Source organism: Hydrogenophaga sp. NH-16 (assembly GCF_004006415.1).
GTDB classification, from domain to species: domain Bacteria; phylum Pseudomonadota; class Gammaproteobacteria; order Burkholderiales; family Burkholderiaceae_C; genus Hydrogenophaga; species Hydrogenophaga pseudoflava.
Window position 1 is genome coordinate 3,630,326 of record NZ_CP029344.1, and the last position, 20,455, is coordinate 3,650,780.

The 20,455-nt window shown below is 68.7% G+C and carries 19 protein-coding genes; 4 read left to right on the forward strand and 15 right to left on the reverse strand.

What is annotated here, in order from left to right:
- Positions 1-3 precede the first annotated feature (3 nt).
- The gene (locus tag DD542_RS17555; protein ID WP_127806515.1) at positions 4-1,389 is read right to left on the reverse strand and encodes an AcvB/VirJ family lysyl-phosphatidylglycerol hydrolase; all 1,386 of its coding nucleotides are present in this window, start codon (positions 1,387-1,389) and stop codon (positions 4-6) included.
- On the reverse strand, positions 1,386-3,977 hold the full coding sequence (mprF, locus tag DD542_RS17560; protein ID WP_127806516.1) for a bifunctional lysylphosphatidylglycerol flippase/synthetase MprF: 2,592 nt from the start codon (positions 3,975-3,977) through the stop codon (positions 1,386-1,388). The genes DD542_RS17555 and mprF overlap by 4 nt, the downstream gene beginning before the upstream one ends.
- 51 nt (positions 3,978-4,028) lie before the next feature.
- Here mprF and DD542_RS17565 point away from each other — a divergent pair, with 51 nt between their 5' ends.
- Entirely contained in the window at positions 4,029-4,313 is a 285-nt protein-coding gene (locus DD542_RS17565) for a YkgJ family cysteine cluster protein (protein WP_079366383.1), read from the forward strand.
- On the opposite strand, the gene DD542_RS17570 is transcribed toward DD542_RS17565, so the two are convergent.
- The 4 genes from DD542_RS17570 to DD542_RS17585 all read right to left on the reverse strand — a co-directional run bounded on the left by DD542_RS17570 (position 4,288) and on the right by DD542_RS17585 (position 7,043).
- Positions 4,288-5,205, reverse strand: a complete 918-nt coding sequence (locus DD542_RS17570) for an alpha/beta fold hydrolase (protein WP_127806517.1) — start codon at positions 5,203-5,205, stop codon at positions 4,288-4,290. The genes DD542_RS17565 and DD542_RS17570 overlap by 26 nt on opposite strands.
- 77 nt (positions 5,206-5,282) lie before the next feature.
- Complete coding sequence (locus DD542_RS17575) at positions 5,283-5,855, reverse strand: YceI family protein (RefSeq protein ID WP_079366381.1); 573 nt, start codon at positions 5,853-5,855, stop codon at positions 5,283-5,285.
- 50 nt (positions 5,856-5,905) lie between these two features.
- Positions 5,906-6,469 carry a YceI family protein gene (locus DD542_RS17580; RefSeq protein WP_127806518.1) on the reverse strand — a complete coding sequence of 188 codons (564 nt, stop codon included), beginning with the start codon at positions 6,467-6,469 and terminating at the stop codon, positions 5,906-5,908.
- A gap of 19 nt (positions 6,470-6,488) precedes the next feature.
- Positions 6,489-7,043, reverse strand: a complete 555-nt coding sequence (locus tag DD542_RS17585; protein ID WP_127806519.1) for a cytochrome b — start codon at positions 7,041-7,043, stop codon at positions 6,489-6,491.
- A 136-nt stretch (positions 7,044-7,179) separates the two neighbouring features.
- On the opposite strand from DD542_RS17585, the gene DD542_RS17590 reads away from it, so the two are divergent.
- The 3 genes from DD542_RS17590 to DD542_RS17600 all read left to right on the forward strand — a co-directional run bounded on the left by DD542_RS17590 (position 7,180) and on the right by DD542_RS17600 (position 8,994).
- Positions 7,180-7,833 (forward strand): Crp/Fnr family transcriptional regulator, encoded by a 654-nt coding sequence (locus DD542_RS17590; RefSeq protein WP_127806520.1) that lies wholly within the window; start codon positions 7,180-7,182, stop codon positions 7,831-7,833.
- A gap of 98 nt (positions 7,834-7,931) precedes the next feature.
- A complete protein-coding gene (locus DD542_RS17595) occupies positions 7,932-8,123 on the forward strand; it encodes a DUF2892 domain-containing protein (protein ID WP_127806521.1) in 192 nt (63 codons plus the stop codon).
- Positions 8,124-8,220: 97 nt separating this feature from the next.
- Entirely contained in the window at positions 8,221-8,994 is a 774-nt protein-coding gene (locus DD542_RS17600) for a class II aldolase/adducin family protein (RefSeq protein WP_127806522.1), read from the forward strand.
- 6 nt (positions 8,995-9,000) lie between these two features.
- On the opposite strand, the gene DD542_RS17605 is transcribed toward DD542_RS17600, so the two are convergent.
- From DD542_RS17605 to DD542_RS17645, 9 genes are all read right to left on the reverse strand, one after another.
- A complete protein-coding gene (locus tag DD542_RS17605) occupies positions 9,001-10,326 on the reverse strand; it encodes a type III glutamate--ammonia ligase (protein ID WP_127806523.1) in 1,326 nt (441 codons plus the stop codon).
- 2 nt (positions 10,327-10,328) lie between these two features.
- The gene (locus DD542_RS17610) at positions 10,329-11,807 is read right to left on the reverse strand and encodes an aldehyde dehydrogenase (RefSeq protein WP_206610686.1); all 1,479 of its coding nucleotides are present in this window, start codon (positions 11,805-11,807) and stop codon (positions 10,329-10,331) included.
- Between the two features lie 120 nt (positions 11,808-11,927).
- Positions 11,928-13,277: a hypothetical protein gene (locus tag DD542_RS17615; protein ID WP_127806525.1), complete on the reverse strand. Its 1,350-nt coding sequence runs from the start codon at positions 13,275-13,277 to the stop codon at positions 11,928-11,930.
- 5 nt (positions 13,278-13,282) lie between these two features.
- Entirely contained in the window at positions 13,283-14,143 is an 861-nt protein-coding gene (locus DD542_RS17620; RefSeq protein WP_127806526.1) for an ABC transporter permease, read from the reverse strand.
- The gene (locus tag DD542_RS17625; RefSeq protein ID WP_127806527.1) at positions 14,143-15,048 is read right to left on the reverse strand and encodes an ABC transporter permease subunit; all 906 of its coding nucleotides are present in this window, start codon (positions 15,046-15,048) and stop codon (positions 14,143-14,145) included. The genes DD542_RS17620 and DD542_RS17625 overlap by 1 nt, the downstream gene beginning before the upstream one ends.
- A gap of 22 nt (positions 15,049-15,070) precedes the next feature.
- A complete protein-coding gene (gene potA, locus DD542_RS17630) occupies positions 15,071-16,174 on the reverse strand; it encodes a polyamine ABC transporter ATP-binding protein (protein ID WP_066152134.1) in 1,104 nt (367 codons plus the stop codon).
- Between the two features lie 97 nt (positions 16,175-16,271).
- Complete coding sequence (locus DD542_RS17635) at positions 16,272-17,453, reverse strand: extracellular solute-binding protein (protein ID WP_127806528.1); 1,182 nt, start codon at positions 17,451-17,453, stop codon at positions 16,272-16,274.
- Positions 17,454-17,607: 154 nt separating this feature from the next.
- Positions 17,608-19,047, reverse strand: a complete 1,440-nt coding sequence (locus DD542_RS17640; RefSeq protein WP_127806529.1) for an aspartate aminotransferase family protein — start codon at positions 19,045-19,047, stop codon at positions 17,608-17,610.
- Between the two features lie 21 nt (positions 19,048-19,068).
- Positions 19,069-20,442 carry a glutamine synthetase family protein gene (locus tag DD542_RS17645; RefSeq protein ID WP_079366371.1) on the reverse strand — a complete coding sequence of 458 codons (1,374 nt, stop codon included), beginning with the start codon at positions 20,440-20,442 and terminating at the stop codon, positions 19,069-19,071.
- Positions 20,443-20,455 lie beyond the last annotated feature (13 nt).

A 20,455-nucleotide genomic window follows, 5' to 3' on the forward strand; every position in this document is an offset into this window, starting at 1 on the left:
GCGTCAGCGGCTGCGCAGCAGGATCTGCTCGGCCAGCCCGTCGTAGTTGCCGCCGAAGTGGTGGTCGCCCTTGAGCGGCACCGTGGTCATCTGCTCGGCCGGCAGCTTCGGGCAGATGGTGTCGCGGTCGTCGGTGCCGTAGATGCAGGTGGCGCTGGCGGCCGTGAAGCCGGCCAGCTCGGGCGCCACCGGCGCACCCCTGGCGTCGCGCGAGACCCAGTTGGTCAGCTTGAACTCGAAGGACGCGCGCTCGCCCGGCCCCAGCAGCACGGTCTGCGACACCATGGCCCGCGTCGCCGCCGGCAACCGGTTGACCGCGAAGGGCAGCACGTCGGCGCCCTGCGAGTAGCCGATCAGCACCACCCGGCTGCGCTTCCACTGCCGGGTGTAGGCGCGGATGGTCCGCGAGAGGTCGTCGGCAAAGCCCTGCGGCGTGCGCGCCGACCAGAAGTAGCGCAGCGAGTCCCAGCCGACCACCGGCACGCCCCGGGCCGCCATCACCGCGGCCACCCGCTTGTCCAGCCCGGCCCAGCCGCCGTCGCCCGAGACCAGCACCGCCAGCGTGTCCGAGGCCACGCTGGACGGCACCTCCACCAGGGGCAGGTCACCCACCTCGACACCGGCCTCGGCGCTGAGCCGGCTGGTCGACACCTCGGTCGCCATGCGCCGGTACGACACCTCGTAGGCCGACAGGCCCGCCGCCGTGCCCAGCAGGTCCTCCCCCACGCCCGGCACGCCCACCCAGTGGCTGCTCGGCACCTTGGCCACGAAGGCCTGCGTCGCCGCCACTGGGCAGCTGCGGTCCTGCGCGCCCTGCAGCGCCAGCCACGGGGTCCGCATGGCCGTATCTGGCAGAAGAGTGAGGGCTGACTTATCCTTGTTGACCCGGAACACCGAGCCCTCGCCCTTGCACAGCGGCTTGGTCAGCGGCAGGCTGGGGCAGAAGCCGAGCGACACCGCGCCGGAGAAGGTGCCCTCGGGCGCCTGCGCCGCCATGGCGTAGGCCAGCGCACCGCCGGAACCGACGCCCACCGCCAGCGGCGGGAAGTAGGCCGGCAGCCGGGCGTAGCCCTGCAGAAAGCGCGAGAGGTTTTCCACATCGCCCTCGGGCACCACGCAGCTGCCGCCGTCCTGGTTGAAGTTGGCCAGCAGCGAGGGTGTGTCGATGGCCGCCACCACCGCGCCGGTGTCCAGCAGCACCTGGGCCGCGGCACCGGGGCCGGCCGCGCCCCAGCCGTTGGCGCCCGAGAACAGCAGGGCCACGGTCTTGACCTCGCCCTTGGGGCGGTAGAGCCGCACGTCCTTGAAGCGGCCGTGCGAGACGGTTTCCTGGGCGGCCGCGGGCGCCAGGGCGGCGCCGAGCATGAGCGAAAGAAGCAGGGTTTTCATTTGGTGATCACGCGCCGCCAGCCACCCGCGATCAGCGCGGCGGTGTCCGACAGCACCAGCAACGGGGACAAGCCGCCCGGGGCCGCCAGGTAGCGGGGTTCCCAGACGGGGTCGAATTTTTCCTTGAAAGAACGCAGTCCCTGGAAGTTGTAGAAGTTCTCGCCGTGGTTGAACAGCAGCCGCCCCAGGCGCTGCCAGCGCGGCGCCAGCCGGTGGCTGGCCATGCCCGAGAGCGGCACCATGCCCAGGTTGAAGCGCGCCACGCCCTGCGCCCGCAGCTGCAGGATGATCTGCGTGAACAGGAAGTCCATGGTGGTCTTGGGGGCGTCGCCGCGCTGGCGCATCAGGTCCACCGCGGCCTCGGCGGACTGGTCGGTGACCAGCATGGTGGCGAAGGCGACGATGCGGCCCTCGTGCCTCACCAGCGCCACCGGCTGGCGCATCACGTACTCGCGGCTGAAGGCGCCCAGCGAAAATGCTTTTTCCGCCGTGTCCTGGCGGCCCAGCCAGTCGTCGGACACCGCCTGCAGGGCGTCGAACTCCGCCTCGGCTGCTCCGGCGGGCAGCCACTCGAAGACCAGGCCATCGCGCTGGGCCCGCGCCACGCCATGGCGCAGGTTGGCGCGCCGCTTGCCTTCCAGGCTGAAGCCGGCCAGCTCCACCGTCGCACACTCGCCCAGCTTGTAGACCCGCAGGCCGGCGTCCAGGTACACCGGCAGCGCCTGCGGCCGCACCTGGTAGAAGGCCGCGCGCCCGCCCGACTCGCCCGCCAGCTCGACGAAGCGCCACACCAGCTCCGGCCATTCCTCGCGCGGTCCCACCGGGTCGTACAGCGCCACCCAGGAGCGGCCCTTGCGCGAGAACATCAGGAAGGCCCGGCCCGACTCGGAGAACATCAGGCACTTGTCGCCCATCAGCGCCAGGCCCGCACCGGCGCTGTCCTGCGCCATCACCACCGCCTGCGCCCGGGCCAACTCGGCCGCGTCGGGCCGCGGCAGCGCCGGTGGCGCGCGGTGCAGCAGGTGGGCCAGCGCCACGCACAGCGTCAGCAGGGCCACGGCCACCATGGCGCGCAGCGAACGCGGCGCGTGACCGTCGAACTCGAAGCGCCACCACACCATGTCCACATAGGCCGTGTCCTGGTAGACGAACACCAGCAGCGCCGCCACCGCCGCCACCACGGCCAGCACCGCCGCCAGCCAGCCGCGCGAGAAGGCCAGCGACAGCAGGGCTGCCCGCCGGTTGAAGTGGCGGTGCGACAGGGCCAGCGACAGCGCCAGCAGGCCCAGCAGCACCGCCTCGGACACCGCGATGCCCTTGGGCAGGCACAGCACCAGGCTCGCCAGCGCCAGCACCAGCCCGGCCCACCAGGCCACGTCCAGCCGCAGCAACATGCCGCGCGCCACGAACAGCAGCGCCAGCCCGATCACGCTGGCCAGGAAGTGCGCCGCCTCCACCGCGGGCAGCGGCATGAACTGGCGCAGGTGCGCGGTGGCGTCTTCGGTGGCGGGCGTGGCGCCCGAGACCAGCAGCACCACGCCGCTGACAAAGGTGAAGGCCGACAGCAGCAGCGGCGCGAGCGCGGACGCCGCGCGCACCAGCGGCGTGGACACGCCACGCCGCCACGACGAGCCCACCAGCAACAGCAGCGCCAGGGCCAGCGGCAGCAGGTGGTAGATCACCCGGTACAGCACCAGCGCGCCCACCAGCCGGTCCGCCGGCACCTGCTGGCCCAGCGCCAGCAGCAGCACGGCCTCGAACACGCCCAGGCCACCCGGCACGTGGCTGACCACGCCGACAGCGATGGCCAGCGAATAGAAACCGACGAACGCCGGGAAGCCGACCGAGCCCGCCGGCAGCAGCACCCACAGCACGGCCGCGGCGGCCACCACGTCCAGCGCGGAAATCAGCAGCTGCTGGCCGGCCAGCGAGGCGCTGGGCAGGCGGAAGGTCCAGCCGCGGAACGACCAGCGACCGCCGCGCCGACAGGCGCCCAGCGCCGCCGCCGTCACCAGCAGCGACGCCAACCCGGCGGCGCGCAGCAGCTCGGGCGGAGCCCGCAGCAGCGAGGCCACCGACTCGGCGCCCCAGACCAGCGCCGCCGCGCCGACCACCGCGATGCCCACCGTGAATCCCAGGGCGTTGAAGGCGATGGCGCGCGAAATCTGCCCGGCCTCCAGCCCCGCCGCACCGTACAGCCGCAGCCGCACCGCACCGCCGGTGAACACGCCCAGCCCCACCGTGTTGGACAGCGCGTAGGCAATGAACGAGGTCTGCGCCACCACGCGGTAGGGCAGGCGCGCGCCGGCGTACTGAAGGGCCGAGCGGTCGTAGAAGGTGAGCGCCAGAAAGCTCAGGGCCGTGGCCGCGACCGCCGCCAGCAGGTCCCAGGCGGGAGTGTCCTTGGCCGCGGCCATCACTGCGCCGTAGCTGAACCCGTTCAGCACGCGCAGCACCGCCTCGGCCACCAGCCCGAACAGCAGCAGCCCCACGCCGAGGCGGAGCCAGAAACGCCAGCGCGTCAGACGCGCGGTCAGCAACTCGGGCGCTGACAGCAACCATTTGGAGGAGAACCGTGGGGACGACATGCAGACCTTGAAACCGGGGAGCCCAGCCGCCCGAAAGGCGACAATGGTGCCATGGCTTCGAGCACCCCGCCGCCCTGCCGCGCCGCTTGTGCGGCCTGCTGCATCGCGCCCTCGATCAGCAGCCCGATGCCCGGCCTGCCGGACGGCAAGCCCGCGGGCGTGCCCTGCCCCCACCTGGACGAGGCCCTGCGCTGCCGCTTGTTCGGCCGGCCCGAGCGTCCGGCGGTCTGCGGCTCGCTGCAGCCCGGCGCCGAGATGTGCGGCGACACCCGCGAGCACGCGCTGCATTTTCTGCAGCGGCTGGAGCAGGCTACGCAGCCGCTTCCGCGCGGATGAAGTCGGCCACCTGGGCGCCCACCGGCGCCGCCAGCGCGTCGGGCAGCAGGTGCCCCATGTCCAGCACCGTCAGGCGGGCACCGGGAATCAGCCGCGCCAGCGCCTGGCCATGCGCCAGCGGCAGGCAGGGGTCTTCGGCGCCGTGCAGCACCAGGGTCGGCACGCGCAGCTGCGGCAGCCAGCCGGTGCGCGGTGCCGCGCGGTCCACCGCCAGCGCGTGCTGCATCGCGGCCAGCGGCTGGTGCCCTGCGGCCGTCGCGGCGCGCGCCTGTTCGCGCACGGTGTCGGCCGGGAACGGGTGCGAGCCGCCATGGAACACCGACCAGCCCTGCACGGCCACTTCGTCCGGCGGCAGGCCGCGCGCGCGCACCGAGGTCTCCAGCAGGGCCTGCAAGAAACCGGGCGCCGGCCCGGGCAGGCCGTCGGTCGGCACCGGCCGCCCCAGCGTGGCGGCCATGTAGGGCCGGTGGTCGGGCGAGCTGCCCAGCAGCACCAGTCGACTCACGCGCTGCGGTTGTTCGTGCGCCAGGTGCTGGGCGATGTAGCCGCCCATGGACCAGCCCACCACCGCCGCCCGCGCCAGGTCCCAGGCGTCGAGCACGCGCAGCGCATCGGCCACCAGGGCGTCCAGCGCATAGGGTGGCGCGTGCAGCGGGTGGACGAAGGAGCGGCCGGTGTCGCGGTGGTCGTAGCGCAGCACCCGGCACCCGGCCTGCACCAGCGCGGCCACGAAGCCCGGTGGCCAGAAATGCGCCGGGTTCATCGCCCCCATCACCAGCAGCACCGGCGGCCCGTCGGCCGGCCCGCAGGCCTCGCTGTACAGATCGCCCAGCCCGGGCACCGGCACGCGCCGCGCTTCCCAGTGGATGGTGTTGGTGGTCCCCGTGTTCATTGCCCGTTTGTACCGCAGCCCGAAAAGCAAAAGGCCCGCAGCAGCGGGCCTTCTTGTGAGGAACGGTGGCGCAGGGATTACTGCTTCACAGCCTCGACCTGCAGCACCAGGCGCACGTTCTTGGGGAAGCCCCAGTCGATGCCGTAGTTCACGCCGAAGGCGGTGCGGTCGATGGTGGCTTCGAAGTCGCCGCCGCAGACTTCGCGCTTGAGCATGGGGCTGTCGTAGCAGTTGAACTGCGTGGCCTTGAGCGTGACGGGCTGGGTCTTGCCGGCGATGGTCAGGTTGCCTTCCACGGCCGAGACCTTGTCACCGCTGAAGACGAACTTGCTGGAGACGAACTGGGCCTTGGGAAACTTCTCGGCGTTCAGGATCTCGGCGCTGGCCAGGTGCTTGTCGAACATGGCGGTGCCGGAGTTCACCGAGGCGATGTCGATGCTGATGTCGACCTTGCCGGTCTTGGCGGCCTTGTCGAAGCTGACCTTGCCTTCCTTCTTGTCGAAACGGGCACGGTTGGTCGTGGTGCCGAAGTGGCCGATCTCGAAGGTGGCAAAGGTGTGGGTCGGGTCGATCGCGTAGTCGGCGGCCTGGGCGATGCCGGCGGTCGAAAGCACGGCCGCGGCGGCCAGCAGGGAGAGGGACTTGCGCATGGTTGAACTCCTGGATTGAGGTTGGAAAACTGAAAAACGGGAAGGGGGAATCAGAGCTTGGGCACGCCGGTCAGGGCGATCTTGAACTTCACCTGCACCTCGTCGGCGACCATCGAGGTGTCGGCCCACTCCTTCTCGCCGATGCGGAAGGTCAGGCGCTTGATCGGGAAGGCGCCGCTGGCCACGGTGGTGGCGCCGTTCTGCGCCAGCGTGATGGGCACGACCACGTCGCTGCTCACACCCTTGATGCTCAGCTTGCCGGCGACCTCGTACTTCGTGGCGTCGATGCGCTTGATGGCGCTGGACTGGAAGGTGGCCTTGGGGAACTGGGCCACGTTGAACCAAGTGGCCTTGGGCAGCTCGGCGTTGGCTTCGCGGCTGATGTCGGCGCTGCCGGTGTCCACGGTGAAAGCGATGCTGCTGGTGGCCAGCTTGGCCGGATCGAACGCCACCTGGGCGCTGAAGCTCTTGAACTTGCCGTCCACGGGCACGCCCATCTGGCGGCTGGTGAACGCGACCTCGCTCTGGGCGGGCACGATGGCCTGCTGCGCCTGCACGGCCAGCGGCGAGACGCTTGCGGCGACCAGCGCCAGGGAAAGAAGACGGGTGTGCATGAAAAGACTCCTGGGAAGGTCAGCGGCTGAAGCCCATGCGGGACATCAGGCCGTCGCGGTCGACAAAGTGGTGCTTGAGCGCCCCGGCCACGTGCAGCAGCACCAGGCCGGCCATGGACAGGGCCGCGATCTTGTGGGCTTCCTTGAGCGCGTCGGCCAGGCCTTCGCTCACCGGCACAAAGTTGGGCAGCGGCAGCACGCCGAACAGCACCACCGGGAAGCCGGCGGCCGAACTGAAGGCCCAGCCGCTCAGCGGCACGGCAAAAAACAGCGCGTACAGGCCGATGTGGGTGGCGTGGTGGGCCAGCTTCTGCCAGCCGGGCATGGCGGCCTCGATGGCCGGGGGCAGCGCGGGCGGCGATTTCAGGATGCGTGTCAGCAGGCGGACCGCGGAGAAAGCGAGCACCAGCACACCGGCCCACTTGTGCCAGCTGTAGTACTGCAGCCGGGCGGGCGAGAACGGCAGGTCCGCCATGTAGAGGCCCAGCGCGAAGTTGCCTACGATGAGCAGGGCCAGCGCCCAGTGCAAGGCCCGGGCCAGCGGGTGGTAGGGGGTGACGGAGGTGGTAACCATGGCGGCAGTGTAGGGATGGACCGCGCCGCCCGGGTCAAAAGCGCTTGAAGCCTGAATTCAAAAATTTCGAATGAACTTTGCCCATGCGTTCGCATCTCTGTCCCCCGGACAAGCCCCCGCCCCTACAATGCGCCGCATGTCCCAGACCACCCCGCCCGACCTGCTGACGCTGTACCCGGCGCTGGCCGGGCTGCCGGCGCTGGTGGCCCGACTCTCCCCCATGACCGTGCCCGCCGGCACCCGGCTGTTCCGCGAGAACGACCCCTGCCAGGGCTTTCCGCTGGTGCTGTCCGGCGAAGTGAAGGTCTCGCGCAGCGCCGCCAACGGCCGCGAGCTGGAGCTCTACCGGGTGGCGCCCGGCGAGATGTGCCTGGTGTCCTCGGCCGGCCTGTTCGCCCACCAGCCGCTGACCGCGCGCGGCGTCGCCACCAGCGAGACCACGCTGTGCCTGCTGCCGCCACCGGACTTCCAGGCCGCGCTGGCCGACGCCGGGTTCCGCGAATACGTGCTGGGCCTGTTCGCAGCGCGCATGGCCGACCTCACCGGCCTGATCGAAGCGATTGCCTTCCAGCGCCTGGACAGCCGCCTGGCCGCCGCCCTGCTCGGCCACGGCCAGACCCTCAAGACCACCCACCAGGCGCTGGCCGACGAGCTGGGCACGGTGCGCGAGATCGTCACGCGGCTGCTGCACCGCTTCGAGCGCGACGGCCTGGTCGAGCTCTCGCGCGAGAGCATCGCCATCAAGGACAGCGCCGGCCTGCGCACGCTGGCCGCCGGCCAGGCCGGCTGAGCCCGGCCCGGCCTTTTCCTGTGTGACCGCGGTCACAGACTGACTGGGCCTTCGCGGCTCCAATACGTCCGCACCCTCTTTCACCACAGGAGCTTCACATGACCAAGAACATTGGCGGCGTTGACCGCACCCTCCGCATCGTCGTCGGCCTCGCCCTCATCGCCGCCGCCGCCACCGGCACCATCGGCCTCTGGGGCTACATCGGCGTCGTGCCCCTGCTGACCGGCCTGGTGGGCTGGTGTCCGCCGTATGCCCTGCTCGGCTTCAACACCTGCTCGATGAAGAAGTAAGCCCCGCGGCTGTCGGACCTGCGACAGCCTGCATGCCGTGTCCGCGCGACCATGTCGCGCACCGCCGCGCACCCTGATGCGGCGCAGGAGACACGGCATGCTCAACATCCCCTCGTTCAAGGACTCGGTCAGCACCGAGGAATGGCAGATCCGCTGCGACCTCGCGGCCTGCTACCGCCTGGTGGCCGCCTACGGCTGGTCCGACCTGGTGTTCACCCACATCAGCGCCAAGCTGCCCGACAGCGTCACCGGCGGCGAACACCAGTTCCTGATCAATCCCTACGGACTCATGTTCGACGAGATCACGGCGTCCAGCCTGGTCAAGGTCGACATGCAGTGCAACAAGCTGCTGGACTCGCCCTTCCCGGTCAACCCGGCCGGCTTCGTCATCCACAGCGCGGTGCACGAGGCGCGGCCCGAGGTGCAGTGCGTGCTGCACACCCACACCCGTGCGGGCGTGGCGGTCAGCGCGCAGAAGGCCGGCATCCTGCCCATCAGCCAGCAGAGCACTTTCGTGCTCGCCTCGCTCGCGTACCACGCTTACGAAGGCGTGGCCTTCCGCCCCGACGAGAAGCCGCGGCTGCAGGCCGACCTCGGCCGCGCCAACTTCCTCGTGCTGCGCAACCACGGCCTGCTGACCGTGGGCAGCTCGATCCCCGACGCCTTCCTCTCGATGTACACCTTCGAGAACACCTGCCGCATCCAGATCGACGCGCTGGCCGGCGGCGGTGAGCTCACCCAGGTGGACCCGCGCATCCTCGCCGGCATGGCCGAGGTGATGAAGATCGCGACCGCCGGCCAGGGCGCGATGCTGGCCTGGCCGGCGCTGCTGCGCAAGCTGGACCGCTGCGACACGTCGTACAGGACCTGAGCGTTCTCAGAAGGCGTCTGCATAGCGCGCCAGCTCCCAGTCGCTCACCTGCTGCGCGTAGGCGTCCCACTCGGCGCGCTTGAGCGCCAGGAACTGCTCGCAGAAAGCCTCGCCCAGGTCGTCGCGCAGGATGGCGTCGGATCGCAGCGCGGCCAGGGCCTCGTGCAGGTCGCGCGGCAGCCGCGGCGGCAGCGTCTCGCCGGCTGCGTGGCGCTGGTAGAGGTCGGCGTCGATGGCCTCGGGCGCGGGCAGCTCGCGGTCGATGCCGTCCAGCCCTGCGGCCAGCGTGGCCGCCAGCGCGGCGTACACATTGCACGAGGGGTCGGGCAGGCGCCACTCGATGCGGCCCGCCACGGTGCGCACGAGGCAGGTGCGGTTGTTGTCCCCCGCGGCCTTCCACACCGGCGACCAGGTGGTGCCCGAGGCGCTCTCGCTGACCGCCAGCCGCTTGTAGCTGTTGACCGTGGGTGCGCACAGCGCGGCCAGCGCGTCGCCGTGTTCGAGCAGGCCGGCCGCGAACTGCAGGCCGGTGGCGCCCAGACCCATCGGCCCGCCGGCGTCGGCCATCACGGGTTTGCCATCGGCGTCCGTCAGGCTGAGGTGGAAATGCAGGCCGCTGCCCGGCGCTCCCGCCAGCGGCTTGGGCATGCAGCTGAAGGTGCTTCCGTGCTGCTGCGCCACCGCGTGCGCGGTGAGCTTGAAAAGCTGGTAGCGGTCGGCCGCGGCCAGGGCCTCGTCGAAGCGGTAGTTGATCTCGTACTGGCCCGTCGCGTCCTCGTGGTCCATCTGCTGCAACTCAAAGCCCAGGGCGGTGAGGTGGCGCCGCATGTCGTCCAGAAAGCCGTGGTTGCGCACGATGGCTTTCAGGTCGTAGGACGGTTTGCCCAGCCGGTCTTCACCATCGGCCACGACCCAGCGGCCGTCTTCACCGCGGCGCAGCAGGAAGAACTCCGGCTCGATGCCGACATGGAAGGTCCAGCCGCGCTCGCGCAGGCGCGCCAGTTGTCGCCGCAGCATCTGGCGCGAGCAGGTGGCCAGCGGCTGCCCGCCCGCAAAGCCGTCGCACACCGCGTGCGCCACACCCGGCAGCCAGGGCAGCGGTCGCAGGCTCTCGGGCACGACGCGGCCGAAGTACTCGCCGCGCGCGCCCATGCGCGGCAGGCCCGTGCCCCAGATGCTGGGGCCCGCAAAGCCGGCCCCCGTGACCACCGCGTCGGACAGGCCCTCCAGCGGCACCAGCTTGCCCTTGGGCACGCCGTGCAGGTCGGTGAAGGTGGCCATCACCGTGTGCACACCCTGCGCCCGCAGGGCCTCCATGCGCTGCGCCAGCATCTTCAGACCGGGCTGTCGATGCGGATCCAGGTGGTTTTGGTCTCGGTGTACTTGTCGAACGCGTGCAGCGACTTGTCGCGCCCCACCCCGCTCTGCTTGAAGCCACCGAAGGGCACGGTGATGTCGTCCTCGTCGTACGAGTTCACATGAACGGTGCCGGCGCGCAGCGCGCGCGCCACGCCGTGCGCCTTGTTGATGTCGCGCGTCCACACAGCGGCCTGCAGGCCGTAGACGTTGTTGTTGGCCTGCTTCACCACATCGGCCGCGTCGGTGAACGAGAGCACCGACAGCACCGGGCCGAAGATCTCCTCGCGCGCGATCGTCATGCTGTTGGTCACGCCGTCGAAGATGGTGGGCTGCACGTAGCAGCCGCCGGCCACGGGCGCCACGCGCTCGCCGCCGGCCAGCAGCTTGGCGCCTTCGCTCAGCCCCAGGCCGATGTAGCGCATCACGTTGTCCAGCTGCACCTGGTCGACGATGGCGCCCATCACCGTGTTCTTGTCCAGCGGGTTGGCCGGCTGGTACTGCGGCACCAGTTTCAAGGCCTTCTCCAGGAAGGCGTCCTTGATCGAGGCCTCGACGAACAGGCGCGAGGGCGCGTTGCAGCTCTCGCCCTGGTTGAAGAAGATGCTGCCCACCGAGGCCTCGACCGCCTTGTCCAGGTCGGGGCAGTCGGCGAACACGATGTTGGGCGACTTGCCGCCCAGTTCGGTCCAGGCGCGCTTGAGGTTGCTCTGCCCGGCCATCACGTGGATCTGCTTGCCCACGCGCGTGCTGCCGGTGAAGGCGATGCAGTCCACGTCCATGTGCAGGGCCAGCGGCGAACCGGCTTCGGGGCCGTAGCCTGTCACCACGTTGAACACGCCCGGCGGGATGCCGGCTTCCAGCGCCAGCTCGGCCAGCTTGAGCGCCGTCAGCGGGCTCTTTTCGGACGGCTTGAGCACCACCGAGTTGCCCGCGGCCAGGGCCGGCGCGATCTTCCAGGCCGCCATGATCATCGGGTAGTTCCAGGGCACGATGACGCCGACCACGCCCACCGGCTCGCGGGTGATCAGGGCCAGCGCCGTGTCGGGAGTGGGCGCGATCTCGTCGTAGACCTTGTCCACCGCCTCGCCGTACCAGCGCACGCAGTTGGCCGCGCTGTTCACGTCCACACCCTTGGCGTACTTCACCGGCTTGCCCATGTCGAGCGACTCGGTGAGCGCCAGCAGGTCGCCGTTGGCCTGGATCAGCTCGGCGAACCTGATCATCACGCGCTTGCGCTGCGCGGGCGCCTTGCCGGCCCAGCGGCGGTCTTCAAAAGCGGCGCGGGCCGCGGCCACGGCGGCGTCGATGTCGGCCTGGCCGCAGCGGGCCACCTGGGTCAGCACGCGGCCGTCGACCGGCGAGATGCAGTCGAAGGTCTGGCCGTCGCGGGCGGCGACGCGCTCACCGTTGATGAGGGCGCGGCCGTCGAAAGAAGGGATGGTGGTGTCGGACATGGGCACGGGTCTCCACATTGAATTGGCACCATGCTAAGACAACATCCCGTGAAATGTTGCGTCCACTTCCAACGCCCGGAAGGGCCGAGTGGACTCAGCGGTGGCGCGTGGGAAGCCCGTTCACTGCGCCGCGTCCCGCTCGAACCGCCGCCGCAACCAGGTGCGCCGCTCGTAGTCGCTCTGCACCACCGGCACCCCGTACAGCGCATGGCAACCGTAGGCCCGCAGGTCGTCGCGGTGCGGCAGCACCACATACGGCTCGCCGCTGCGGCGCCAGTCCTGCGCCAGCCGCTTGCAGACGCGGCGCAGCTTGTCGCGGGTCACGGGTTCGAGCGTGGTCGCGGCCTCGATGAAGCGCTCCTGGCCCAAGACGAAGCGCCCCAGCTGCACCCCGGCCAGCGCCACCGCCAGTACCAGCCCGCCCCACAGCGGCACCCGCCAGGCCTGCCCGGTGGGCGCCCAGCGCGCGATCACCAGCAGCGCCAGCAAGGGCAGCGGCAGCATCATCCGGTAGAGCGAGAAGAAGGGCGAGCCGGCGTTGTACTCGGCGAACTTGTTGTTGCCCACCATCAGCGCGATCAGCAGCAGCAGGCCCACCGCGCCCAGCGCCCAGCGCCAGCCGTCCGGCCCCGCCAGCGACGCAGGGTCGCGCCGCTCGGCCCGGAGCACCAGCGCCCCGGCGCCCAGGCCCAGCAGCAGCAGGCCGCCCAGCGCCACCACCACGTCGGGGTTCTGCAGGTTGCCCAGCAGGTAGCCGGGCCGGAAGAACAGGTCGGGGAAACGGTGCACCACATGGTCCGGGTGCCACACATAGAACAGCCCCAACGCCTTGAACAGTGCGTAGCCCAGCAGCAACCCGGCCCCGGCCAGCAGCCAGCGCCGCCGGTCGGGCAGGAACACCAGGGCCGGCAGCATCAGCACATTGCTCATGTACGAGCCGGTGCAGAAGCCCACCAGCGCCGCCCAGCCGATCTGCGCCCCGGCCGACGGCGCCACCGGGCGCAGCAGCATGGCCAGGCCCAGCCAGGCCAGCGCGATGCCGGTGATGAAGCCGCGCGGCAGCGCCGCGGCCAGCGTGTACTCCAGCGGCAGCGCGAAGAACAGCGCGGTTACGCCGAGCGCCGCCCAGGGCCGTTCGCGGCCCAGCCACCAGGTGGTCAGCACCCAGGGCAGGTAGAAGCTCAGCGCCGCCACCGCCTTGACCGCCGCCAGCGGGTCCAGGCCCAGCCAGACCGCGGGCACGGCCAGGTAGGCCTCGAACGGCAGCAGGTAGGCCTGGCCGTAGAAGAAGGGCTCGTGGAACTCGCCGCGCGCCATCCAGGCGGCCTGGTCGGCCACCACCAGCTGGTCCGGGTCCAGCCAGACGGCGTGGAAGCCGGCCTGGTGGACCACGGCGTGCAGAGCGCAGAGAAGCAGCAGCCAGAGGCGGCTGTCTCGAAGCAACACGGTGGGGCCGACCAGGTCTCGCAAGGCGCTCAGCGCGCCGACAGCGCCGACAGCTCGGCCCGCGTGGCGGCCTGGATCTCGCGCTCGCGCTTGCGCGTCTGGCGCGCCACCCAGACGCTGTAGCCGATGATCACGATGGTCACCGTGGTGATCAGCAGCGTGGCGGCGGCGTAGATGGTCGGGTTGATGCCGCGGCGGGCGTAGCCGAAGATCACCTGCGGCAGCGTGGAGACACCGGGGCCGGAGAGGAATTCGGAGATCACCACGTCGTCGAACGAGAGCGTGAAGGAGAGCAGGAAGGCCGCCAGGATGCCCTGGAAGATGTTGGGCAGGGTGATCAGGAAGAACACCTGGTGCGGCCGCGCGCCGAGGTCCATCGCGGCCTCCTCGATGCGGCGGTCCATCTCCATCAGCCGGCTCTGAATCACCACCATGCCGTAGGCCATGCCCAGCAACGTGTGGCCCAGGATGATGGTCAGCATGCCGCGCTCGGGCCAGCCGAAGACGTTCTGCGCGCCCACCATCAGCAGCAGCAGCGACAGGCCGATCACCACCTCGGGCATCACCAGCGGGGCATTCACCATGCCCGAGAAGATGGTGCGGCCCAGGAACTGGCGGTAGCGCACCAGCACGAAGGCCGCGAAGGTGCCCAGCACGGCCGAGAGCACGCCCGTGACCGCGGCGACCTTCACCGACAGCCAGAAGCCTTCGACGATCTTGGTGTCGCGCGTGAGCGCCTCGTACCAGCGCAGCGAGAAGCCGGTGAAGTTCGCGTCCTGCCGGGTGCTGTTGAAGCTGAACACGATCATGAAGAACAGCGGCAGGTACAGGAACAGGTAGACCAGCGCCATCCAGGCCTTGCCGAAGTGCTTTTCGAGAATCCGTTTCATCACTTCTTCTCCTCGGCGGTGTAGTGGTAGTAGATCGCCAGGGGCACGATGATCAGCGCGATCATCACCACCGCCAGCGCCGAGGCGCGCGGCCAGTTGTTGCTGGTGAACATCTCGTCCCAGACCACGCGGCCGATCATGATGTTCTCCGGCCCGCCCAGCAGCGAGGGGATCACGAACTCGCCCACCGCCGGGATGAACACCAGCATGAAGCCGGCGATGATGCCGGCCTTGGACAGCGGCACCGTCACCAGCCAGAAGGCCTTGAAGGGTGTGGTGCCCAGGTCGTAGGCGGCCTCCAGCAGGCGGAAATCCATCTTCACCAGATTGGCGTAGAGCGGCAGGACCATGAAGGGCAGGTAGACGTAGGTCATCCCCACCAGCATCGACACATTGGTGTAGAGCATCTGGATCGGCTCGCTGGTGAGGCCCACCGCCATCAGCACTTTGTTGACCACACCCTGGTCGGCCAGGATGCCTTTCCAGGCGTAGACGCGCAGCAGGAACGAGGTCCAGAACGGCAGCATCACCATCATCAGCAGGGCCGGCCGCACCGCCGGCGACGAGCGCGCGATGAAGTAGGCGAAGGGGTAGCCGATCAGCAGGCACAGCAGCGCGGTCAGCAGCGCGTACCAGATCGAGCGCAGGTAGGCCTCGATGTAGATGGTCTGGAACAGCGCGCCGCCCTCGTCGTCGCGGAAGATGGTCCAGTAGTTCTCGTACTTCAGGCTCAGGATGCCCGTCACAGGGTCCCAGATCGGCTTGAAGGGGTTGATGCTCTCGCCCTGGTCGACGAAGCTGATGTACAGCAGGATCAGGAAGGGCAGCAGGAAGAAGAAAAACAGCCAGACATAGGGCACGCCGATGACGAAGCGCTTGCCTGGAACCGGAAGGGGTGACGCCATGGTGGTGCTCCTCGGTTCGGGTTCAGTCGCGCAGCACCACGGCGTCGAGGTCGTCCCACCAGAAGAACACGTCGTCCTCCCAGGTGATGTCCAGCAGTTCGTGGCGTGAGCCGTTGGGCTCGGTGATCTTCACCTTGGTGCCCTGTGGCGTGACCACGATGTAGTTGTTGTACGACCCGAAGTAGCCGATTTCCTTGACCCGTCCGGCGAACAGGTTGTGGTCGATGTGGGATGGGCGCTCCTTGGCGATCTCGATCTTCTCGGGCCGCACCGCCACCGCCACCGGCATGTCGAGGGTGCCGCTGATGCCGTGCCCCACGTGCACCTCGCCGATCGCCGTGCCCACCGCGCAGCGGTCGGGCTCGTCCAGCGTCAGCTTGCCGTCGAACAGGTTGACGTTGCCGATGAAGTCGGCCACGAAGCGGTTGCCCGGGTACTCGTAGATCTGCTGCGGCGTGCCCACCTGCAGCACGCGGCCCTTGCTCATGACGGCGATGCGGCTGGCCATGGTCATGGCCTCTTCCTGGTCGTGCGTCACCATCACCACGGTCACGCCCACCTTCTCGATGATGTTGACCAGCTCGAACTGCGTCTGCTCGCGCAGCTTCTTGTCCAGCGCGCCCAGCGGCTCGTCCAGCAGCAGCAGCTTGGGCTTCTTGGCCAGGCTGCGCGCCAGCGCCACGCGCTGCTGCTGCCCCCCCGAAAGCTGGTGCGGCTTGCGCTTGGCATAGGGCGTGAGCTGCACCAGCGCCAGCATCTCGTCGGTGCGCCGGGCCACCTCGTCCTTGGGCAGGCCCTCGCGCTTGAGGCCGAACGCCACGTTCTCCCAGATGTTCAGGTGCGGGAACAGCGCGTAACTCTGGAACATCATGTTCACCGGCCGCTCGTAGGGAGGCATGTTGGCCACGTCCTGACCACCGAGCAGGATGCGGCCCTTGGTCGGCGTCTCGAAGCCGGCCAGCATGCGCAGCAGCGTGGACTTGCCGCAGCCCGAACTGCCCAGCAGGGCGAAGATCTCGCCCTTGCCGATGGACAGCGAGACCTCGTCGACAGCCACCGCCTCGTCGAACCGCTTGACCAGTTTTTCCGTGACCAGATAGCCTTCTTGCGTGCCGGCTGCTGCCATGGTGACCCCTCGTTGTTGGTGATTCAGAAACAGAAAGGGCTGTTCATACGCAGGGTACGAACAGCCCGTGCAGGCTATGCCTGGGTGCCGGTGGTGCTTACTTGCCCTTCTTGAAGCTGTTGTAAGCGTTGGACATCGCCTCGCGCGCCTCGTTGGTGAAGCTGCTGGGCGGGATCATCTTGGCCATGTAGTCCGACTCCACGAAGATCGTCTTGTTGCCGGCGATCTCGGGGTTGACCTTGTCCATGCCTGCCTTGTTGCCGGTGGGGTAGCCCATCTCGTTGGCCATGGCGGCCGCGTTCTCGGGACGCAGGAAGTAGTCGATGAAGGCCATTGCGTTGTTCGGGTGCTTGGCGTCCTTGGTGATGGCCATGGCATCGACAAACAGCAGCGCGCCGGAGCTCGGCAGCAGGGCCTCGATCACGTCCTTGCCACCGTTTTCCTTCACGCGGGCAGCGGCCTGGTTGATGTCGCCGGACCAGCCGATGGCCGCGCAGGCCTTGCCGCCGGCGATGTCGTCGATCATGGTCGAGCTGAACAGGCGGATGTCCTTGCGGACCTTGGCCAGCATCTCGTTGGCGGCCTTGTAGTCGGCCGGGTCGTTCGAGTAGGCGTCCTTGCCGATGTAGTGCAGGGCCACCGGGATGATCTCGGTGGGCGAATCCAGGTAGGCGATGCCGCAGGACTTGAGCTTGCTGGTGTACTCGGGCTTGAACACCAGGTCCCAGGCGTTTTCCGGCATGGGCATGCCGCCCAGGGCCTTCTCGAGCTTGGTCTTGTTGATGCCCACGGTGGTGAAGCCCCAGCCCCAAGGCACCAGGTGCTGGTTGTCCGGGTCGGCCTTGGTCAGCGTCTTCATGAACTCGCCGTCCAGGTTGGCCAGGTTGGGGATCTGGTCCTTCTTCAGCGGCTGCAGCAGACCGCCCTCGATCTGGGGCTTGGCGAACACGGTGCCGGGCACGACGATGTCATAGCCGGAGTTGCCGGCCACCAGCTTGGCATGCAGGGCCTCGTTGGTCTCGAAGGTGTCGTAGTTGACCTTGATGCCGGTTTCCTTCTCGAAGGTGGCGATCATGCCCTCGGGGATGTAGTCGGGCCAGTTGTAGATGTTCAGGACTTTCTCGTCGTCGAACACCGGGCCGGCCGGCTTGGCGGGTTCGGCGGCGGGCGCCGGGGCGGCGGCGACCGGGGCGGCCGGCGCGGGCGCGGGCTCTTCCTTCTTGCCGCAGGCGGCCAGCAGGACGGCTGTGATGGCCAGGGCCAGGACTTGCTTCTTCATGATGAGGAACGCTCCAGGTATGAGGGGAATAATTCCCAACGGTTGATGTACAGACACCCTGCTTCAACGCTTGCGTTGAACAAGCAAATAGCAGACCAACTTTATCCCCAAACTGGGGCGTCATTTACTGTAACAAACAATCGCATCGGCTCGGTCAGCCGAGCAGGCCCTGCGAGCGCAAATCGTCCAGCGTCGCATCCAGACAGAGGCGGATCAGACCCATCATCTCGTCAATCTGCGCCCGGGTCATCACCAGCGGGGGCGCGATGATCATGCGGTCGCCCACGGCGCGCATGATCAGGCCGTTCCTGAAGCAGTGGCCGCGGCAGATCATGCCCACCGCCAGGTCGGGGTCGAACATGGTGCGTTTGACTTTGTCCCTGACCAGCACCAGCCCGGCCACGAAGCCGCAGGTCTCGGCCTCGCCCACCAGCGGGTGGTCCTTGAGCTCGGCGAAGCGCTGGGCCAGGTAGGGGCCGGTGTCGTTCTTGACCCGGTCCACCAGGCCCTCGCGCTCCATCAGCTCCAGGTTGGCCAGCGCCACCGCGCAGGCCACCGGGTGACCGCTGTAGGTGTAGCCGTGGTTGAACTCGCCGCCCTTGGCGATCAGCACGTCCGCCACGCGGTTGCCCACCATCACGCCGCCCAGCGGGATGTAGCCGCTGGTCACGCCCTTGGCGAAGGTCACCAGGTCGGGCTTCATGCCGAACTTCTCGTAGGCGAACCAGTGGCCCAGGCGGCCGAAGGCGCAGATCACCTCGTCGGAGATCAGCAGGATGCCGTACTTGTCGACGATGCGCTGGATCTCGGGCCAGTAGGTCTCGGGCGGGATGATCACGCCGCCGGCGCCTTGCACCGGCTCGCCGATGAAGGCCGCCACCTTGTCAGGGCCGATGGCCAGGATCTTCTCTTCCAGCCAGCGGGCCGCGCGCACACCGAACTCGGCCGGGGTTTCGCCGGCGCGCGCGTTCTCCCAGTAGTGCGGCTGCTCGATGTGGGTGATGTTGGGGATCGGCAGGTCGCCCTGCGCGTGCATGCCGCTCATGCCGCCGAGCGAAGCGCCGGCCATGGTGCTGCCGTGGTAGGCGTTGTGGCGGCTGATGATGACCTTGCGCTGGGGTTGGCCCATCAGGTCCCAGTAGCGGCGCGCCATGCGCACGTTGGTGTCGTTGCTCTCGCTGCCGCTGCTGCTGAAGAACACGTGGTTGAAGCTGCGGTCGCCCACCTTGGGCGCCAGCGCCGCCAGCTTGGTGGCCAGCTGCACCGCCGGCACGTTGGTGGTCTGGAAGAAGCTGTTGTAGAAGGGCAGCGTCATCATCTGCTGGTAGGCCGCGTCCGCCAGCTCTTTGCGGCCGTAGCCGGCGTTGACGCACCACAGCCCGCTCATGCCGTCGAGCACCTTCTTGCCCTCGGAATCCCAGACGTAGATGTTGTCGGCGTGGGTCATCACGCGCGCGCCGCGCGTGGCCAGGTCACCGTGGTCGGTGAAGGGATGGATGTAGTGCGCGCTGTCCAGCGCCTGGATGGCCTTGGTGTCCTGCTGCTCGGCGCGGCGGACCAGGGCGGGTGGGGCGATGAGTGTGGAGGTGTTCATGGCGTATCGCTTTCTTTCAGATCAGACGTGCAGCAACAAATGTTCGCGTTCCCAGGGAGAAATGACTTTCATGAACTCCTCGAACTCCAGCTCCTTGATCTCGGTGTAGATGGTGATGAACTCCTTGCCCAGCACCTCGTGCAGGTCGGTCTCGCGGCGCAGCCAGTCGAGTGCCTCGCCCAGGCTGCGCGGCAGCGCGTAGGGCGAGAGGTAGGCGTCGCCGCGCATCTCCGGCTTGGGCTTGATCTGGTTCTTCATGCCCAGATAGCCGCAGGCCAGGGTCATCGCCATCGCCACATAGGGGTTGGCGTCGGCACCGATCACGCGGTTCTCCACGCGCCGCGCCTGCGGGCTGGAGATCGGCGAGCGGATGCCCACCGTGCGGTTGTCGTGGCCCCACTCGATGTTGATGGGCGCAGCCGTGTGGCGCGACAGGCGCCGGTAGCTGTTCACATAGGGCGCCACCAGCGCCATGGCGGCCGGGATGTAGCGCTGCAGGCCGCCGATGTAGTGGTGGAAGGCGTCGGACGCGCTGCCGTCCTCCTTGCTGAAGATGTTCTTGCCAGTCTGCTTGTTCACCACGCTCTGGTGGATGTGCATGGCGCTGCCCGGCTCGCCGGCAATCGGCTTGGCCATGAAGGTGGCGTACATGTCGTGGCGCAGCGCGGCCTCGCGCACCGTGCGCTTGAAGAAGAACACCTCGTCGGCCAGGCCCAGCGGGTGGGCGTGGAAGAAGTTGATCTCCATCTGGCCGGCGCCGATCTCGTGGATCAGCGTGTCCACGTTCAGCTGCATCTTGTCGCAGTAGTCGTAGATCTCCTCGAACAGCGGGTCGAACTCGTTCACCGCGTCGATCGAATACGCCTGGCGCGAGGTCTCGGCGCGGCCGCTGCGACCGATGGGCGGGCGCAGCAGGGTGTTGGGGTCGGTGTTGCGCGCGGTCAGGTAGAACTCCAGCTCGGGCGCGAGCACCGGGTCCCAGCCCTCGGCGGCGTAGAGGTCGCACACATGGCGCAGCACCGAACGCGGCGCAAACGGCACCAGCTTGCCGGTGTGGTCGAAGCAGTCGTGGATCACCTGTGCGGTGGGGTCGGTGGCCCAGGGCACGATGCGCACCGTGGCCGGGTCGGGCCGCAGCTGCATGTCGCGGTCGGTCGGCTCGATGACGTCGTAGTAGGGACCGCTGGCCGGGAACTCGCCCGTCACGCCCATGGCCACGATGCCCTGCGGCAGCCGCATGCCGCGATCTTCGGTGAACTTCTCGCGCGGCAGGATCTTGCCGCGGGCCACGCCGGTCAGGTCGGGCACGAGGCATTCGACCTCGGTCACGCGGTTCTGGTTGAGCCACTGCTCCAGGTCGTTGAAGGTCTGGGGACTGGTGATCGGCTGGTTCATAAAGTGCTGTCTC

Coding starts and splice junctions, on each gene's coding strand:
- DD542_RS17570 (WP_127806517.1), bottom strand. CDS start 5,205: ATGAACACGGGGACCACCAACACCATCCACTGGGAAGCGCGGCGCGTG.
- DD542_RS17635 (WP_127806528.1), bottom strand. CDS start 17,453: ATGAAGAAGCAAGTCCTGGCCCTGGCCATCACAGCCGTCCTGCTGGCC.
- DD542_RS17565 (WP_079366383.1), top strand. CDS start 4,029: ATGGCTTCGAGCACCCCGCCGCCCTGCCGCGCCGCTTGTGCGGCCTGC.
- DD542_RS17585 (WP_127806519.1), bottom strand. CDS start 7,043: ATGGTTACCACCTCCGTCACCCCCTACCACCCGCTGGCCCGGGCCTTG.
- potA (WP_066152134.1), bottom strand. CDS start 16,174: ATGGCAGCAGCCGGCACGCAAGAAGGCTATCTGGTCACGGAAAAACTG.
- DD542_RS17640 (WP_127806529.1), bottom strand. CDS start 19,047: ATGAACACCTCCACACTCATCGCCCCACCCGCCCTGGTCCGCCGCGCC.
- DD542_RS17575 (WP_079366381.1), bottom strand. CDS start 5,855: ATGCGCAAGTCCCTCTCCCTGCTGGCCGCCGCGGCCGTGCTTTCGACC.
- DD542_RS17625 (WP_127806527.1), bottom strand. CDS start 15,048: ATGGCGTCACCCCTTCCGGTTCCAGGCAAGCGCTTCGTCATCGGCGTG.
- DD542_RS17620 (WP_127806526.1), bottom strand. CDS start 14,143: ATGAAACGGATTCTCGAAAAGCACTTCGGCAAGGCCTGGATGGCGCTG.
- DD542_RS17555 (WP_127806515.1), bottom strand. CDS start 1,389: ATGAAAACCCTGCTTCTTTCGCTCATGCTCGGCGCCGCCCTGGCGCCC.
- DD542_RS17605 (WP_127806523.1), bottom strand. CDS start 10,326: ATGCTGGCGCAGCGCATGGAGGCCCTGCGGGCGCAGGGTGTGCACACG.
- DD542_RS17610 (WP_206610686.1), bottom strand. CDS start 11,807: ATGTCCGACACCACCATCCCTTCTTTCGACGGCCGCGCCCTCATCAAC.
- mprF (WP_127806516.1), bottom strand. CDS start 3,977: ATGTCGTCCCCACGGTTCTCCTCCAAATGGTTGCTGTCAGCGCCCGAG.
- DD542_RS17580 (WP_127806518.1), bottom strand. CDS start 6,469: ATGCACACCCGTCTTCTTTCCCTGGCGCTGGTCGCCGCAAGCGTCTCG.
- DD542_RS17600 (WP_127806522.1), top strand. CDS start 8,221: ATGCTCAACATCCCCTCGTTCAAGGACTCGGTCAGCACCGAGGAATGG.
- DD542_RS17595 (WP_127806521.1), top strand. CDS start 7,932: ATGACCAAGAACATTGGCGGCGTTGACCGCACCCTCCGCATCGTCGTC.
- DD542_RS17590 (WP_127806520.1), top strand. CDS start 7,180: ATGTCCCAGACCACCCCGCCCGACCTGCTGACGCTGTACCCGGCGCTG.
- DD542_RS17645 (WP_079366371.1), bottom strand. CDS start 20,442: ATGAACCAGCCGATCACCAGTCCCCAGACCTTCAACGACCTGGAGCAG.